General features: G+C 42.8%; 16 protein-coding genes. 10 read left to right on the forward strand and 6 right to left on the reverse strand.

Annotated elements, in window-relative coordinates:
- Positions 1 to 108 precede the first annotated feature (108 nt).
- The 4 genes from AAEZ02_RS17215 to AAEZ02_RS17230 all read left to right on the forward strand — a co-directional run bounded on the left by AAEZ02_RS17215 (position 109) and on the right by AAEZ02_RS17230 (position 6918).
- A complete protein-coding gene (locus AAEZ02_RS17215; RefSeq protein WP_351089351.1) occupies positions 109 to 1941 on the forward strand; it encodes a vWA domain-containing protein in 1833 nt (610 codons plus the stop codon).
- 21 nt (positions 1942 to 1962) lie between these two features.
- Positions 1963 to 2580 (forward strand): sigma-70 family RNA polymerase sigma factor, encoded by a 618-nt coding sequence (locus tag AAEZ02_RS17220; RefSeq protein ID WP_351089349.1) that lies wholly within the window; start codon positions 1963 to 1965, stop codon positions 2578 to 2580.
- Positions 2577 to 3410 (forward strand): hypothetical protein, encoded by an 834-nt coding sequence (locus tag AAEZ02_RS17225; RefSeq protein WP_124012019.1) that lies wholly within the window; start codon positions 2577 to 2579, stop codon positions 3408 to 3410. Before AAEZ02_RS17220 ends, AAEZ02_RS17225 begins: the two co-directional genes overlap by 4 nt.
- 226 nt (positions 3411 to 3636) lie before the next feature.
- Positions 3637 to 6918, forward strand: coding sequence for a S41 family peptidase (locus AAEZ02_RS17230; RefSeq protein WP_124012018.1), 3282 nt, complete (start codon positions 3637 to 3639; stop codon positions 6916 to 6918).
- Between the two features lie 112 nt (positions 6919 to 7030).
- Here AAEZ02_RS17230 and AAEZ02_RS17235 read toward each other — a convergent pair whose 3' ends face one another.
- Together AAEZ02_RS17235 and AAEZ02_RS17240 are read right to left on the reverse strand one after the other, a co-directional pair.
- Positions 7031 to 7465 (reverse strand): OsmC family protein, encoded by a 435-nt coding sequence (locus AAEZ02_RS17235; protein WP_124012017.1) that lies wholly within the window; start codon positions 7463 to 7465, stop codon positions 7031 to 7033.
- Positions 7466 to 7918: 453 nt separating this feature from the next.
- The gene (locus AAEZ02_RS17240; RefSeq protein WP_351075369.1) at positions 7919 to 8569 is read right to left on the reverse strand and encodes a DsbA family oxidoreductase; all 651 of its coding nucleotides are present in this window, start codon (positions 8567 to 8569) and stop codon (positions 7919 to 7921) included.
- 436 nt (positions 8570 to 9005) lie between these two features.
- Here AAEZ02_RS17240 and hpf point away from each other — a divergent pair, with 436 nt between their 5' ends.
- Entirely contained in the window at positions 9006 to 9362 is a 357-nt protein-coding gene (gene hpf / locus AAEZ02_RS17245) for a ribosome hibernation-promoting factor, HPF/YfiA family (protein ID WP_124012015.1), read from the forward strand.
- Positions 9363 to 9910: 548 nt separating this feature from the next.
- Here hpf and AAEZ02_RS17250 read toward each other — a convergent pair.
- Positions 9911 to 10633 (reverse strand): YebC/PmpR family DNA-binding transcriptional regulator, encoded by a 723-nt coding sequence (locus AAEZ02_RS17250; protein ID WP_351075368.1) that lies wholly within the window; start codon positions 10631 to 10633, stop codon positions 9911 to 9913.
- 422 nt (positions 10634 to 11055) lie between these two features.
- On the opposite strand from AAEZ02_RS17250, the gene AAEZ02_RS17255 reads away from it, so the two are divergent.
- On the forward strand, positions 11056 to 11301 hold the full coding sequence (locus tag AAEZ02_RS17255; RefSeq protein WP_124012013.1) for a TIGR02922 family protein: 246 nt from the start codon (positions 11056 to 11058) through the stop codon (positions 11299 to 11301).
- A gap of 113 nt (positions 11302 to 11414) precedes the next feature.
- Here AAEZ02_RS17255 and AAEZ02_RS17260 read toward each other — a convergent pair whose 3' ends face one another.
- Positions 11415 to 12002 (reverse strand): TetR/AcrR family transcriptional regulator, encoded by a 588-nt coding sequence (locus AAEZ02_RS17260; RefSeq protein WP_124012012.1) that lies wholly within the window; start codon positions 12000 to 12002, stop codon positions 11415 to 11417.
- 144 nt (positions 12003 to 12146) lie between these two features.
- Between AAEZ02_RS17260 and AAEZ02_RS17265 the strand changes: the two genes are divergently transcribed.
- The 4 genes from AAEZ02_RS17265 to AAEZ02_RS17280 all read left to right on the forward strand — a co-directional run bounded on the left by AAEZ02_RS17265 (position 12147) and on the right by AAEZ02_RS17280 (position 15665).
- Positions 12147 to 13190 carry an alkene reductase gene (locus AAEZ02_RS17265; protein WP_124012011.1) on the forward strand — a complete coding sequence of 348 codons (1044 nt, stop codon included), beginning with the start codon at positions 12147 to 12149 and terminating at the stop codon, positions 13188 to 13190.
- A 255-nt stretch (positions 13191 to 13445) separates the two neighbouring features.
- On the forward strand, positions 13446 to 14768 hold the full coding sequence (locus tag AAEZ02_RS17270; protein ID WP_164839586.1) for a leucine-rich repeat-containing protein kinase family protein: 1323 nt from the start codon (positions 13446 to 13448) through the stop codon (positions 14766 to 14768).
- A gap of 158 nt (positions 14769 to 14926) precedes the next feature.
- Complete coding sequence (locus AAEZ02_RS17275) at positions 14927 to 15118, forward strand: ribbon-helix-helix protein (protein WP_124012009.1); 192 nt, start codon at positions 14927 to 14929, stop codon at positions 15116 to 15118.
- 202 nt (positions 15119 to 15320) lie between these two features.
- Complete coding sequence (locus AAEZ02_RS17280; protein ID WP_101032423.1) at positions 15321 to 15665, forward strand: zinc ribbon domain-containing protein YjdM; 345 nt, start codon at positions 15321 to 15323, stop codon at positions 15663 to 15665.
- A gap of 42 nt (positions 15666 to 15707) precedes the next feature.
- On the opposite strand, the gene AAEZ02_RS17285 is transcribed toward AAEZ02_RS17280, so the two are convergent.
- Both AAEZ02_RS17285 and AAEZ02_RS17290 read right to left on the reverse strand, forming a co-directional pair.
- Positions 15708 to 15944, reverse strand: a complete 237-nt coding sequence (locus AAEZ02_RS17285; protein ID WP_351075364.1) for a hypothetical protein — start codon at positions 15942 to 15944, stop codon at positions 15708 to 15710.
- A 452-nt stretch (positions 15945 to 16396) separates the two neighbouring features.
- Positions 16397 to 17212, reverse strand: coding sequence for a tetratricopeptide repeat protein (locus tag AAEZ02_RS17290; RefSeq protein WP_351124176.1), 816 nt, complete (start codon positions 17210 to 17212; stop codon positions 16397 to 16399).
- Between the last annotated feature and the right edge of the window lie 63 nt (positions 17213 to 17275).

Genomic DNA, 17275 nt, shown 5'->3' on the forward strand with positions numbered 1-17275 from the left:
ATTCTTTTTGTAACCCTTTTACCTATTTCGCTCGTTATTAGCTGTATGCAAGGTCACTTTGTTGACGTAACCAATATGAATAACAAGTCGATAGATGAGGGAAAAACCATGAACGATGTCAATAAGCAACTCACTCGCAGTGCATTAGCCATAGTCATTAGCGCGATTATTGTCAGTGGTTGTGCGCAAGAGTCCAAAGACAGTGCGAAACAAAGTCAGCCCGCTTCTAAAATTCAATCCGCGAGTAAAACGGATTTCTCTGCACAAGCGCGTCCCGAGTTATCTGAGGTAGCAGGTTTAGTGATGGCATCTGAGCCACAGGCTGATGCATACCAAGGATCAAAGGAGGTGCATCGCAGCGCTAAAGTCATGGCAGCGTCAATGGCGCAGCGTATTGTGAGTCCTCAGCATGTCAGCGCAAGCGATCGCAGCTTGTTATTAGCACCTAATGCTAATGACAAATTTGAGTCGCTAGTACAAAACGGCAATATGGTTGCCGGTGAAACGCCGGTATCGACGTTTTCAATCGATGTTGATACTGGCAGTTACAGCACCACCCGCAGATTAATCAATCAAGGCCAACTGCCGGTTAAGAATACCGTTAGGGTAGAAGAGTTAGTGAACTACTTTAGTTATGACTACCCAGTACCGACAACCACTGAGCAGCCCTTTAGCGTTAATACTGAATTAGCACCCTCACCGTATAATGCTGATACTCAGTTATTGCGCATTGGCATTAAAGGTTTTGATGTTGCAGCAGACCAGCTTGGTGCAAGTAATTTAGTGCTACTGCTTGATGTGTCAGGCTCTATGTCGTCTGCTGATAAATTGCCTTTATTGAAACAAGCCATGCTGATGCTGAGTCAGCAATTATCGGCGCAAGATAAAGTATCGATAGTGGTGTACGCCGGTGCCAGCGGTGTGGTGCTTGACGGTGTTGCAGGTAATGACTTTACCGCCATTAAAACAGCCCTTAGTCAGTTAACTGCACAAGGTGGCACTAATGGTAGCCAAGGTATTCAGTTAGCGTATCAATTAGCGCAAAAGCACTTTATCGAAAACGGCAGTAACCGAGTTATTTTGGCCACCGACGGTGACTTTAACTTGGGGATGACAGATCATCAGCAATTGGTTGATTTTGTCACCAGTCAAAGTAAAAGTGGTATTGGTTTATCTACGCTTGGCTTTGGTCTGGGTTCTGCTACTGCCAGTTATAATGACCATTTGCTGGAACAATTATCAAATAAAGCTAACGGTCAATATGCGTTTATCGATACCTTAAATGAAGCGCGAAAAGTGCTAGTTGATCAACTCAGTGCCACACTGTTAACTATTGCCCACGATGTCAAAGTGCAAATTGAATTTAACCCGGCGGTGGTGTCTGAGTATCGACTTATTGGTTACGAAAACCGGTTGTTAAATCGTAGTGACTTTAATAACGACGCTATTGATGCAGGCGAGATTGGTGCGGGTCATACCGTCACCGCGCTGTACGAGATACGTTATAACGATAGCCAAAATCGTTTAGTGGATCCGCTGCGTTATGCTGTCACAGAATCGACGCAAATTGATGAAGCTAAAGTTCATCAACACATTGCAAATGAAGTGGCTTATTTAAAGCTGCGTTATAAAGCGATTGGCGAGCAAAACAGTCAATTAATCGCTTATCCCATTAGCCGCGATCAGCAGCTGACTCATTTGCATCAAGCCAGCGATGATTTCCGCTTTGCCGCCGCAGTCGCGGGGTTTGGGCAATTGCTTAATCATAATAATTATGTCCACGATACTGATTATGCTAAGTTAATTGTACTTGCTCAGTCTGCAATGGGCCAAGACCGATTTGGTTATCGCCATGAGTTTGTGCAAATGCTAAAAACCGCAAGTGTACTCGAGAGACAGCTTATGATTACTGAGCCAGACACTCGTTCGGTTAGCCAATAAATGCGTCACAAAAAGGATAAAATGGTGCAAACATCAATATACCCTAAGGATGAGCCGTTAATTCCCCAAGTGGGAAGTGACGAGCAACTGATGCTCGACTACCAAGCGGGTGACGTCCGCGCGTTCGAGGCCTTGTACCTTAAACACAAAGGGCCTTTGTATCGTTATTTTGTTCACCAATTACATAACCAACAATTAGCCGAAGATTTGTATCAAGACACCTGGGGTAAGGTGATTAATGCGGCGAGGCAATATCAAGTCACGGCCAAATTCACCACTTGGTTATATAAAATTGCCCATAACTTATTGATTGACCATGTGCGTGCTGTTAAGCCGCTCGACAAGGTGACACCGCTTGGTGAAGGTGAAACCATGGATAGCCTACAAGCAGATGATCAAGCCTCGCCTGAGCCACAAGTACAGCAACAGCAACAAGTTGAGATGATGAAAAATTGCATTGCCAAACTGCCGCCAGTGCAAAAAGAGGCTTTTTTACTCAACATCGAAATGGGCATGACCGCTGCGATGATCAGCGACATCGCCAACGTCACCTTAGAAGCCACCAAAAGCCGTATTCGTTATGCTTATCAGAGTATTAAGCAATGTATTGCTACCCAAAGGCAGGAGACAACATTATGAATAAACAATTAGATCATGATGCAGAGTTCACTGCATTACAAACAGAAATCAAAGATGCTTATCACCAGAAACCACTGGAACAACCATCGGCTGAACTGGATGAGGCCATATTAACCAAAGCGCGTTCGGATGCGAATGTATCTAAAGTCAGTTCACCTAAAAAATCAATGTGGCAACGCAATGCATGGGTGTTTTCAAGCGCGGCGTCGGTATTGCTGGTGGCGGGATTGTTTATGTTAACCCCAAGCCTGCAAAAACAAGTTGGAATTGATATTGAACAAGGCGTACCTGCTCAGCAGTCATCATTTAAGCAGGCCAAATCGACATCGGACGTGCCTAAACTAACTGAGTCACCAGTTGAAGATGCCGCAGCAGCAGAATCAATTGCCGTTCAGGGATTATCGATGAGTTCAGCGCCAATGAATAACGAACGTGTTAATCGTGAAGCAATGAGTGAAGCATCTGATAACAACGGAACAGTTGAATCTCAAATGGCAGATAAATCATCCGCGGTAATGAGTGCGGCGCCAACACCTGCCAAAGTAAATGAAGAAGGACAAAAGAAAGTACTAGAACTGCACTCAAGCAGCCATGCCAAGGAGGGACTACAAGTGAAACAGTCATTTAATGGATCGTTAAAAGGGGACATTCAATTAGATACTGCTGATGTCGCCTTGGCTCGGTTACAAGCACTAATGGCCGACAATAAACTGATTCAGGCTGAACGTTATATGATCACCATAGATCAACGCTTCCCTGAGCTATCTGATCCGTCCCACCCACTTTATGAGCAATACCATAAAATTGTACTGCAACTGACTTCGCAGTAAGGGAAATACGAGACATTAAAACACTAACGGCTAAGCGATCACTGCTTAGCCGTTTATTATCTCAAATTGAATTACTGCTGAGCTGTTTATTATTTCAAATTGTGGTTCGTTACATATTTTTGCTGCAAAATTAGCCACAACTCTGATAATGTGAACGGATAAATATAATACGTTAATTGATATTGATTTAACTCTAGATATCGACTTTATAAGGACGCTCCTCACCATGAAACTTCGTCGCTCCGTTGTGCATTGTATGTTGGTTTTAGGTACTTTAGCTTGCTCATCAATAGTCGTGGCTAATGCCTCAAATCAAGGCTATTACCGCGCCCCAGCATTGCACGATCAAACCTTAGTGTTTACCGCCGAAGGCGATCTGTGGATAACCCAACTCAACCAAACTAAAGCCAGTCGCTTAACCAGTTTGGCCGCCGAAGAAATGGACGCAACTATTTCAAAAGACGGCAAGTGGGTGGCTTACACCGCCAATTATGAAGGCGCAACCGAAGTGTATGTGATGCCTATTCAGGGCGGAGTGGCTAAGCGGGTAAGTTTTGAAAACAGCCGGGTGCGCCTGCAAGGCTGGACCGCATCAGGAGAGGTGTTATATTCCACCGACAATGCCTTTGGGCCCGCTAATTTTTGGGTGTTAAAAACCGTTAACCCGCAAACGTTAACCATCACAGACTTACCCTTAGCTGACGCCGTAGAAGGCACTATTGATGACAAAGGTGAGTATGTTTACTTTACTCAATTTGGTCTGCAAGTCAGTGGCGATAATGTCAAAGTCTATCGCGGCGGCGCTAAAGGTGAAATTTGGCGTTATAAGCTGGGTAGTAAACAAGAAGCACAGCAGTTAACCAGTGCCCATGAGGGTTCTGTTAAGCAGCCGATGTTATGGAATCAACGGGTCTATTTTGTCAGTGATAAGTCTGGTAATGACAATATTTGGTCGATGACCCTAGATGGCAAAGATAGTAAACAACACACTCAATATACCGATTGGCAGGTGCGCGATGCCCAGCTTAATAATGGCCGCATTGTGTTCCAGCAGGGCGCCGATATCAAGTTGTTAAACTTAGCCGATCTTGCCCAATCAAGGTTAAATATCGAACTCACCAGTGACTTTGCCCATCGCCGCGAGCAATGGGTTAACGACCCAATGGATTTCGCCACCTCAACCGTCTTTGCCCATCAAGGCGACAACGTGGTAATTACTGCCCGTAGCCATGTGGCTATTGCCAGTAATGATGGCCGCCGCTTAGTGCAAATAGACTCATCAGCCAATAGCCGCGTGCGCGATGCACTGCTTAGTGATGATGGTAAATGGGTTTATGGCATTAGCGATGCATCTGGAGAGCAAGAAATTTGGCAATATCCTGCAGACGGCTCTGCTGGGGCCAAACAGTTAACCAAAGATGGCAACACCTTGCGTACCAGCTTGTCGTTATCACCTAATGGACGTTATTTGGTCTCCGACGATTACATGGGCAACGTGTGGTTACTGGATTTAACTCGCGACAATAACCAGAAAATCATCAAAAATGGCGAAGGCCTTGGTCCTTATCAAGACATTAAATGGTCTGGTGACAGTCGGTTTATTGCCCTGACAAAAGCTGAAATTGGTAAACAGCGGCCACAAATCGTGTTGTATTCAATTAACGAGTCAAAAGCACAAACCTTAACCACAGACAAATACGAGTCGTTTTCACCGAGTTTTAGCCACGACGGTAAATGGTTGTATTTCTTGTCTAATCGCGAATTTAAAGCCAATCCTGGCTCGCCATGGGGCGACCGCAATATGGGGCCTATTTTTGACAAACGGACCCAAATATTTGCTTTAGCGTTAGATGCTAAAGCGTCATTCCCATTTGCAAAACCAACGGAACTGACTGTCAAAAAAGAGGCTAAAAAAACGGATAAAGAGCAGGAAATGGGCGGTAGAACCAAGGTGGATTGGGATGGATTAAACCAACGCCTATGGCAAGTGCCTGTTGATGCGGGTAATTACCAAAGCTTAACGGCGGCAAAAGACAAACTGTATTTACTTGATGGCAATGAACAAAGCAGCGAGCTAAAACTGATTAAGTTTGATCCGCTAAACCTTAAAGTCGATACCTTTAGCGAGGATGTGGGCCAATATTCGTTATCAAAAGATGGCAGTAAATTAATGCTGCGTAAGCAATCAGATCCTAAAAACATCATGATTGTGGATGCGGGCGACAAACTGCCAAGCGATGTATCGCGAGCGAAAGTCAGTACAGATCAATGGCAATTGAGTATATCACCACCGCAAGAATGGCAGCAGATCTTTGAAGATGCATGGCTAATGCACCGTGACTCGTTTTTTGACCCTAAAATGCGTGGGGTAGATTGGCAAGCCGCCAAAACCAAGTACCAACCTTTGGTTGATAGGTTAACCGATCGCAACGAGCTCAATGATATTTTTATGCAAATGATGGGCGAGCTTAACTCGTTACATTCACAAGTGCGCGGCGGTGATATTACCCAAGACGCGGATGCTGCCAAAGCAGCTGCATTAGGTGCTAGGCTGACTCAAACCGATAAAGGTGTGCTTATTAGCCATATTTATCAAACCGATGCCGAATTGCCATTGTCTGCATCACCGCTGGCGCGTATTGAAGTGGATGCCCAAGAAGAGGATATTATTCGCGCCATTAACGGTAAAAAAGTGACTAATATTGCCGATGTGACTCAATTGCTGCGTAACCAAGGCAATAAACAAGTGCTACTGGGACTGATGCGGGGTAAAACGGCCATTAATACCGTAGTGACGCCGCACGATATTGGCACCGATGCCAAACTACGTTATCTGGACTGGGTAGAGCATAATGGCGACAAAGTCGCCAAAGCCTCCAATGGCAACATTGGCTATTTACATTTGTATGCCATGGGCTCTGGTGATGTAGAAAGTTTTGCCCGCGAGTTTTATACCAATTACGACAAAGACGGGTTAATTATTGATGTGCGCCGAAATCGCGGTGGCAACATTGACAGTTGGATTATTGAAAAGCTATTGCGCCGTGCATGGGCATTTTGGCAGCCAACACACGGCAGCACCAATGCCAATATGCAGCAAACGTTCAGAGGTCACTTAGTGGTGTTGGCTGATCAAATGACTTACTCAGATGGTGAAACCTTTTCCGCTGGGATCAAAGCATTAAGCATCGCGCCGATTATTGGTAAACAAACTGCCGGCGCTGGCGTGTGGTTATCGGGGCGTAATTCGGTGACCGATAATGGCATGGCGAGGGTGGCAGAATATCCACAATATGCCATTGATGGGCGTTGGATCGTCGAAGGTCATGGGGTTGACCCCGACATTGAGGTTGATAATTTACCTTATGCGACTTTTAACGGTAAAGACGCTCAGCTGAATGCGGCGATTAGCTATTTAAAAGATGAGTTAGTACAACAACCGATCAACCCTTTACAAGGTCAGCCTTTACCTAAAATAGGGCCGGCTGCGGATATAAAACCGCGATAATGATTAGCTTATTGACAAAACCCCAAGTGATTACTTGGGGTTTTTGTAGATATGGGTTCAATGTACTTATGTTGCGCGGGCATATGAAGCTATTGCAACCATTACGCTTGCGCTATTTTATCTCAACTACACACGCTAATGAATTGGCAATAAAGCAGTTTGCATGGGCCTTGGCATGAATTTTTGCCAATGTCTCTTGGTCTACTTCAATCCCTTCAGCAAAAGTGACTTTGGGTTCAAGCGTCATTTTGACCACGGCGACTTTACCGGCATCATTTTTACCTAAATCAGCGGTGGCATTATCAACATAATGGGTCACTGGCAGTCGCTTTAAATGGGCAATCGCTAAAAAGGTCAACATGTGGCACGACGACAAAGCTGCTAGTAAGCTTTCTTCTGGGTTAACTTTGTCTGCATTGCCTTTGTATTCTGATGCCGACGAGGCTTGGATCGTTTGTCCACTGCCAAATTTCACCTCATGGTCGCGATTAAATTCACCGTCTTCACTTGGTGAAGATTGCCAATTCACCGTTAATTTAAAGCTCATTTTGTACTCCCAAAACCACCTAATAGTGGTATTTATAACGATTTAACATACCGTTTATAGATGCTGACTTAAACGATAACTAACATCTGTTGATTCAACACCAAGCGTAGCTGAATGTCCATGGACTCGCTCGAGAAAACAGATATAAAAATGGCATCTATTCACTACAGGCAAGCTACTGTTCGGTTTGATATCACGAATTTTAAAACCGAGGGCAAAGAGGCTACGCCTATCTCTTTAAATAAACAAAAACCAGCTTGCGCTGGTTTTGTTTATTTAGCCACAGTTTGGCTTTAAATAGGGCTATAAAGATAAATCAGTCTATGTGAACGCCATGAGTTGCCCACTGAGGCTCACTAAACTCAGTTTGGGTTTTAAACTGAGATAATCAATTATTCCGATGTTAGCTTATTCTCCCCATTTTTTAACCCGAGTTGAGGTGAGGTAAACCAATTAAGCTTCTTCGGTGGTCAGCTTGGTGATCAATTCAGCAATAGTGGCGGGTTCTTGTGCCCCAGACACTAGATATTGCTGATTAAACACTATAACTGGCACAGCTTGAATCCCGCGACTGATCCAAAGTTGCTCTGCTTCTTTAACGGCTTTTTCATAGCGCTTGTCGCTGAGTACAACTCTAGCTTCATCGGCATCTAAGCCAACCTGCGTGGCAATATTAATTAAGACTTCAATGTCATCGGGATTCTGCTGCTGAGTAAAGTAGCTGCTAAATAAAGCCAGTTTTAATTCGGTTTGCTTACCTGACTCTGCAGCCCAATACAGCAGCTGGTGGGCAAGTAGCGTGTTGTAAATGCGTGATGAATCAGAAAAATTAAATTCAAAGCCTAAATCAGCACCCATTTGGGTTAATCGTTGACGATTTTGAGCACTTTGCTCCGGTGTTGAACCGTATTTCTCAGCAATGTGTTCGCCTAAGTGTTGACCTTCTGGCCCCATCGTGGGGTTAAGTTCAAACGGATGCCACTGTATTTTAACCTCTAAATCATTAAATTGACTTAGTGCTTGTTCAAGACGACGGTAGCCGACAATACACCAAGGGCACATTACGTCTGAAATAATATCGATTTGGAGTTGATTAGTGGCCATAATTATCCTTTCTAATGATTAATTCGGTTTCATTTATATAAGCCTTAACAGGCAAAAAATGTATAGTTGTTTATAAAACAACTGCTTTTAGTAATTATTTGTTTGGTTTGTAATCACTTGTGTAAACAACCCAAAAGTTGCAACCTTTGTCACTAAATTGTGTCTATACTTAATCAGTAATCTGGTGTTTAATCAAGTAAGGGTTAGGTCAGTTTGATATACCCCATGCACGTTTTAATCAACTTTTATTAATGGCATAGTAGTTGAAGTTCACAAGTAGATATAAAACACTTTGTAGACTTGAGTACTTGTGACACAAAGCTCATGTCCCATGTCTAAATATGTCAGCCTGCATTTGTACAACAAGCCTATTTATGTCAGCATGCAGTTGTAACACGCGATAAATTTGGCAAGTAAATTCTTTTAAGGACAATCTATGAAAATAAATCTTTCTGGTCACCATGTTGATGTTACGGATACTGTCAAACAACACGTAGATGAAAAATTCGCTAAAATAGCTAACCATTTTCCCACGCTTATCTCGCTAGATATCATCATTGCTAAAGAGCATGGTGAGTATGATGTTGAAATTAGAACTAACTATGAAGGAACTAGCATTGCAGCTAAAGGTACTGATTTAGTCATGTATCCGGCTATTACGAGCGCCGCTAGAAAATTAGATGCGGCACTAAAGCATCGTAAAGGCCAATTAAAAGCAGATTTACATGAAAAACCAGATGTCACTGCGCCTGAAATCGCCTACGAAAAAGTTCAAGAAATGGACTTACGCTAACCAAAATCGTTTATTAAACGACGCCAAAAAACGCAGCTTAAGCTGCGTTTTTTTGTTTGATTCGGTAAAGGTAAGAAGGCTAGATGCTAGGGCGGACTGCGTCCTGCTAGTATCGCTTCGCTGCTAGGGCGGACTGCGTCCTGCTAGAGTCGCTTCGCTGCTAGGGCGGACTGCGTCCTGCTAGAGTCGCTTCGCTGCTAGGGCGGACTGCGTCCTGCTAGTATCGCTTCGCTGCTAGGGCGGACTGCGTCCTGCTAGGAAACGATAACAAGCGAACGCTACGCTCACGGATAGAACGGTCTAGCACTTGGCTTGTTATCGGATGTCATCGCTCGTTATCGCTAGCTACCAAGATTTTATAGTCTCTAGCCGCGTAGCGTACTAGCAGCGTTCTAGGCTCTTGGTTTGCCATCGACTGTCAGCGCTTGTCATCTCTGTTATAGGATCTAGCCGCCTAGCGTACTAGGCTCTATGCTTTAGATTTTATAGCATCTAGCAGCGAAGCGATCTAGTTCCTAGGCTTTTATAGTCTCTCGTTCTAGTTTGATTTATTCTTCATCAATCTCAGCATTGTGATACACGTGTTGCACGTCATCACAATCATCAAGAGCCGCTAAGAACTTATCAAAATTTTCAATATCTTCACCAGTCAGTTCAGTCATGGTTTGTGGCACAAAGGCTAAGTTTTCTACCTTAAAGTCAATCTTAGGAAAGGCTTCAATTAACACAGTGCGGGCATTATTAAACTCTGATACTGGCGCAAATACGCTGATGATACCATCTTCTAGTTCTACATCGGCAACGTCGACGTCAGCCATCATAAGCAGTTCTAAAATGGCTTCATCATCATCACCATCAAACACAAATACTGCTTGATGTTCGAACATATGGCCAACAGTACCAGGGCCGCCCAGCTTGGCATCATTTTTAACAAACGCTTGGCGAACTTGAGTAAATGTGCGGTTACTGTTGTCAGTTAAACAGTCAACAATAACCATACATCCGCCAGGACCAAAACCTTCATAGCGGGCGGTATCATAATCTTCACCACCACCACCACGTGCTTTTTCAATGGCACGTTCAATAACGTGTGCCGGAACTTGATCTTTCTTCGCGCGGGCGATCAAGCTACGTAGGGCTAAGTTGCCCTCTGGGTCAACGCCACCTTTAGCGCAAATATAAATCTCTTTACCATAACGTGAGTAAATACGTGTCTTTTGGCCAGCGGTTTTCGCCATGTCCTCTTTTTTATTTTGATATGCTCTGCCCATCTTAATCTCGTTTTATTAAATGTTTAAGGCTAAAAATTGTCACCGATTCTAGCAGGAATAAGTTGTGCTGTTTAGGTGCTGGTTCTAAATTTCACATAAATAGGCTTGATAACCCGATAGGTATTATAGAATTTAGATCTAGCACGTCATACTTTTAGGCTATCACTATTCATATTTACACATCAAATGTGTTAAGTTCATGTTTAAACGCCTACCATCGATAATAAATCTAAAATACGATTTAATTGTAAAAGGTTGTTTAAAACCAAAATATAAAAATAATGAGAAAGGACTTCTCTCCCTGGATGAATTCAGTACAAAGAGTCTATTGGTTCATCCATTTTACTCTGAGATGTGTTGATAAGTGACATTATCAATATCATTTCTACACTGAATCAGTATGTTGAAATGAGAGTCCGAATATGAAATCTGTATCTGCCGAAGGTCAAACTTCAAATCCGACAGTGACTATTTTGTATTACGAAGCCCCTGTTGGCTTAGAAATGCATAATGCTGTGATGACCGATCTGCAAGTCAGTCACAGTGGACGCGTAATTATCCCTGAGTCGTTTCGCCGAGGTAAATCGATTATTGCGGTATTAGAAGGCGAGTGCAAAATACTTAACTCATTGGGTGAACGTGTTTTTTCACAACGTGTCGTGAGCTAAAGATAGTAGTCATCAAGCTAACATAACCAAGAAGACACCGAGTGTGTCTTTTTTTTATGCTTTTTTGGTGTTTTTTATGCACGTTTTATGTTGTTTAGCATGAAATAATAATGCTAATCACATCGTAGTAAATCATCGAGCAGTTTATCCGCTAACGCCTGCAATAGCGTTTTGCTAGGATTGGTATGAGCGATGGTGCGCATCCCATATATTCCCATCATCATATATTGGGCTAAAAAATCACAGTCGCTGTCGGCAGGAATTAATTTTTTTGCTTTTACTTGTTCGAATACTTGCACTAATGAGCCATGCCAAGTGGCTAAACATTGGGCCGACATTTGGCGAATATCGTCATCTTGCTCGCCCATTTCACTGAGTGTTTTAGTTAATAAACATGATTGGCTAGCATCGCAACTTAAGCATTCCTGTAAAATGCTATCCAAGTATCGACGTAAGTTGTCTATTATCGAGTTTTCATCAGTAAACAGTTGCTGAAATTGCTGGCCTCTGTCTTGTTGATATTGACCTATGGCTGCAAGCAGTAAGCCTTTTTTATTGTCAAACGCACAATAAATTGACCCAGGATGTAAGCCAGTGGCTTTGGTAAGATCCTGCATGCTGGTTTTGGCATAACCGTTCACCGTAAAAGCACTCATGGCTGCTCTTAATACTTTTTCTCTATCAAATTCAGCATGTCTCATATTCTGTCACTTCTGGTAACAACAAAGCGTGATAACTCATTTCGGTTTAGTCTAACTAAAATAGCTCGACTATTCAAAAATTACTTGAATGTGTATTCAAATAAGATTAATCTTGAACGCATATTCAAGAAAGGAGATTATTACATGACGGCGAGTTTATTTACCCCTTACAAACTTAACGACACCCTAACATTATCAAACAAGATTTTAATGGCACCATTAACGCGTTGTATGGCAGATGATGACCTTGTGCCGACACAGATGATTGCCGATTATTATGCACGCCGAGCTGAAGCGGGTCTTATTATCAGCGAAGCGACAATTATTCGTCCAGATGGCCAGGGCTACCCAAATACCCCAGGTTTATTTACCCCGGCTCAAATTGATGGCTGGCGTGTCGTTACCGATGCCGTACACAAAAATAACGGTAAAATCTTTGCTCAGCTTTGGCATACCGGCCGTGTTGCACACCCGCACTTTTTTGGTGGTGGCGATGTATTATCTTCTTCAGCACAAGTCGTGGAAGGCACTGTGCCTAGAATGCGCGAATTGGTTTATCAAACCCCAAAGGCCGCCACGGTAGACGATATTAAGCAATTAGTAGCTGATTATTCCCAAGCCGCTGCAAACGCAATTGATGCTGGCTTTGATGGTGTCGAAATTCATGGTGCAAATGGCTATTTAATTGACCAATTCTTACACTATGATAACAACCGTCGTGTAGACGAATACGGTCAAACACCAGAAAACATGTCTCGCTTTGCCTTAGAAGTGGTTGATGCTGTGGTTGCCAGAATTGGCGCAGATCGCACCGCTCTTCGAGTCTCTCCTGGCGCCTATTTCAATATGGCAGCAGATCCTCGCGACCGTGATGTTTTTGACTATTTATTACCTGAGTTGGCGAAACGAAATTTAGCCTTTTTACATGGTGGTATTTTTGACGACTCAATGCAGTTTGATTACTTAGGTGGCAGTATATCGGCTTATATGCGCAGTGTTTATACCGGTACGTTAGTGGGTGTGGGTAGCTACACTGCTGAAACGGGTAGCACAGCGATTAGCGAGAACAAGTTTGATTTACTGGCTATTGGTCGTCCATTTATTGCCAATCCTGATTACGTAGCAAAAATACGTGATGGCGTTGAATTAGTCAGCTACGACGGCGCTATGTTAGCTGAATTGATTTAACCTTGTTTTTGTTTTTTGTTTGTTGTTTTTTGCGTTATTAACTTCAGTAGAGGTTAGTTAAACGTATTTTGTAGGAATCCACTTCTAACAGCTATTTTATGTGTGAGAAGTGGCGCTAAAATTATCAACCCCAATTTGTGTTTTTTAGTTTCCGTCTTGGCCACTGCTTTTGCTGTGGTCTTTTTTTTGTCAGAAATTTGTCTCAGTGAGTGCTGTCTATTACTATGTCGGCAATTTTAGGCAAAGAGATGCATGATGCAAACACTGCAACAATTAAACGATGGTTTGTTACTGGGTTATCAACGGGTCAATATCGCAGCACAACTCACTGAGTTTCCGGTTAACTTGTTTGAGCTAGCCGATACCTTAGAAGTACTTGATCTTAGCAACAACCAATTGTCGTCATTGCCGGCTAACTTTGCCGACTTGCATCAACTTAAAATCCTATTTTTGTCTAATAACCTATTTGATCATCTGCCAGCAGTATTAGGTCAATGTCCTAATTTAGAGATGATAGGTTTTAAAGCCAATCAAATCCGCAGCGTGCCAGACAGTGCCATTCCAAAACAAACCCGCTGGTTAATCTTAACCGACAACCAGATAGAGCAGTTGCCTGACAGTTTAGGTCAATGTTATCGCCTCGAGAAGCTGGCACTAGCAGGTAATAGGCTCACCTCGCTACCCGCTAGCATGGCAAATTGCCATCAATTGGCACTTATTCGTTTATCTGCAAACCAGCTTACCGATTTACCTGAGTGGTTATTTCAATTACCTAACTTAGCCTGGCTGGCTTTTGCGGGTAATGCATTTAGTCATGTTGAACATTGCGACAATACTCGAGTTCCCACCGTGCCATTACGCCAATTTAGCTTAGGTCAGTTGCTCGGTCAGGGTGCATCTGGGCTAATTTATCAAGCAGGTCACCATGCAGGAAACTCAAACATTAGCCACTTTAGCAGCGACGTAGATATCGCCATTAAGCTGTTTAAAGGTATGATCACCAGTGACGGTTATCCAGCAGATGAGCTTGATTGCTGCCTAACCGCGGGTGAACACCCTAATTTAATTAATGTGGTGGCACAAATTAATCAGCCCGATCAACTGGGCTTAGTGATGCAACTTATTCCGCCAAGCTTCGGCAATTTAGGTTTACCACCGTCGTTGCAAACCTGTAGCCGCGACACTTTTGAGCCGCAAACGGTATTTACTTGGCAGCGCATTACTTATATTGCTAGCCAAATGGCTGATATTTTGGCTCATTTACATCAAAATGGCATTAGCCATGGTGATCTTTATGCCCACAACATCATGATAAACCAAGACGATTATGTATTATTTGGCGATTTTGGCGCGGCATCAAATTTAAAACAATTTACCCCACAGCGGCGGCAGTTAATCCAAGCGATTGAGGTTAGGGCGTTTGGTTATTTGGTCGATGATATGCTAAACCTCATCGATAACCCAGATACGTCACAAGCCACGATGTTGCGCCAGGTAGTGCAAGATTGCCTGCTAGATGATGTATCGTCCAGACCGTGCTTTAATACATTGTTACCGCGTATAGCGAGTATTGCTTAAACCATAAACATTCGAGTTAAGGCTCATTTAGGTAAATCAACCTAATGACGCCTGAGTTCGAATGAATTTCAGCGTAAATAACCAATACAGAATATGGCCTTTATCAACACACTGCATTACAATCAAATTATCATGTTGTCATTAAAGGCTCGCCCACAGTGGAAAATAAAACTGCACGTTTTACCGTATTAATGGACCCGTTAAAAAAGCAGGCATTTGAGCAGCTGTGTGCCGCTCAAGATCTCACGCCATCACAAGTCACTCGTCAGCTTATTCGTGAATATCTGCAAAAGCACGATGTGAGTTTTAGTGATAGCCAAAGTCGTCCCAATCCACAAGTGAAAAGCTAACGTTGGTCTACACTATCGTTAAGTTAATTCGGTTGCTGCACTGCCTAGGGTAGTCAACTTGTGATAATAGCATTATAATGCCATTACAATATTCGGCAGGGTAGATACTTTTCTATCTCACGCCAATCGATAAAGCCTGTCGAACTGCGTATTAGCGCTATTAACATGTTCGACAACTGCCAAGAACACAGAGAGTAAAGATATGAGTGATGTAATCCCGCCATGCCCAAAATGTGAGTCTCCGTACGCTTATTCAGACGGTACATTATTAATTTGCCCAGAATGTGCTAATGAATGGAACCCAAATGAAGAAGTGGTTGATCCAGACGCTATCATTTTAAAAGATGCCAACGGCAACTTATTAGCAGAAGGCGACAAAGTCACCTTAATCAAAGATCTTAAAGTCAAAGGCTCATCGCTAGTGCTTAAAGTTGGCACCAAAGCCGTGATTAACCACCTTGTCGATGGCGACCACGACATCGATTGTAAAGTCGATGGCAATGGCCAAATGATGCTGAAATCAAAGTTTGTTAAAAAACAAAGCTAATAACGATTGAGCAGAACATAGTAAATCACATGTAAGTGACCATTAATCAGCTTTAGGCTGATTAACAAAAAATCCCCGCAGGCAGCAATGCCAACGGGGATTTTTTATGGACACCGGTTCAAGTCCCGCCGCCACACCTGAACGGGTTCTTGTTGTTCCAAAGGTATATTGTTTAGAAATGCCCGAACGCATGCTTGCCCAGTGGTGATCCCCAAGTGAAATCACTTCTGTGACACGCTGTAAACCCATCCATGGGCGCTCTGCGTTCTCGATGGTCACAGCCGCGATTGCACCTGTCGTTTAGTTATCTTCGATTCAACCTTGTTTGTAACTAAGCGCTCTAACTCACTTTTGGACAAAAGTGAGTTTGAGGTATTAATTAACTCAGCTTACTTGGTATTGGTTTAGCTTGATTTATAACGTAGCTTCATTTGAACTTATTGCCTGCAGCATGCTGATGTGCAGATGATTAAGCGAGACGCCACGAGCACATCCCTGTGGGCTTAACCAAAACATCCCTGTTTTGGATACTCGCTGACTCATCTACACCTGTAATTTAACTCTCTTCGATTTAGCCGCATAGTTGTCTATAGGTAAAAGCTAAAGAGGAAAAGCTCAAATCTAATTAGCTGACTTACTTTGGGGCATAAACGCTTTAGGACTATGACTCTAATCATGCTTGTTTGGGTTAGACGAAGTATGGCTGTTTTAAACTTTAGTAAAGCTTAATTCTAAAGTCCAGACGTCCTTTTTAGATGGATATTTTGCAATTCCTTGATAGTTATTTCTTCAAGCCAAAACTCAACTTCCCCTTGTGACTTGAGTATTTCATCTTCTGACAACAAAGTCTTAATGTAAGATAGGTATTTATCTACAGAAGTATTGCCTAGTTCTTTCGATACGATTAAGAGACTATAGGCTTTCATTATATTTTTCTCAACGCCCCATCCTCTATAGAAATGATTGGCTAATCTTTGCGTTGCTTCCGCATTACCATTTATTGATGCTCGCCTACAATACTCAAACGATTTTTTGTAGTCTATTTTCGTTCCCCAACCATTTGTATAATAATCACAGACTTTGAGCTGTTCTGTATCGTTATCTTGTGCGGCGGCCAAATGCCACTTAAGAGCTTCTTTATAGTTAATCTTAACGCCTTCTCCAGTTTCATATGCTGATGCCAAAAAGATCTGCGAAGGGCGATCTCCTAAACTAGCTCCAGAAGAAAAAGCTTCAAATGCTTGTATAAAATCAATCTTACCGGCTATCGAGCCATCTTTATGCATAATTCCGATATGAAAATGTGCACTACCAATGTCATATTTTGCAGCAAAAGAAAAAAGTTCAAATGCTGCTTGATAGTTTTTCTCTACTCCCTTCCCATATAAATAGAAAACCCCTAAAGATAATGAACAATAAGGATTTGTTCCCGCACAGACTTTTAATTTTTCAATATCTACCAGCTTGGAAGCAGCCTCAACAGTAACCGAAGCTGTGATTCCTTGACTGGACTCCTCAGCAGGAGGTTTATAGTCTGTAATGGTCAAGTATTTCTGGAGAGATTTTAAGCCGCTTTTTTTAACTCATTATATTTCTGATGTGGCGTCTTA

It is taken from the genome of Shewanella sp. T24-MNA-CIBAN-0130 (genome assembly GCF_040310185.1).
Taxonomy (GTDB): domain Bacteria; phylum Pseudomonadota; class Gammaproteobacteria; order Enterobacterales; family Shewanellaceae; genus Shewanella; species Shewanella psychromarinicola.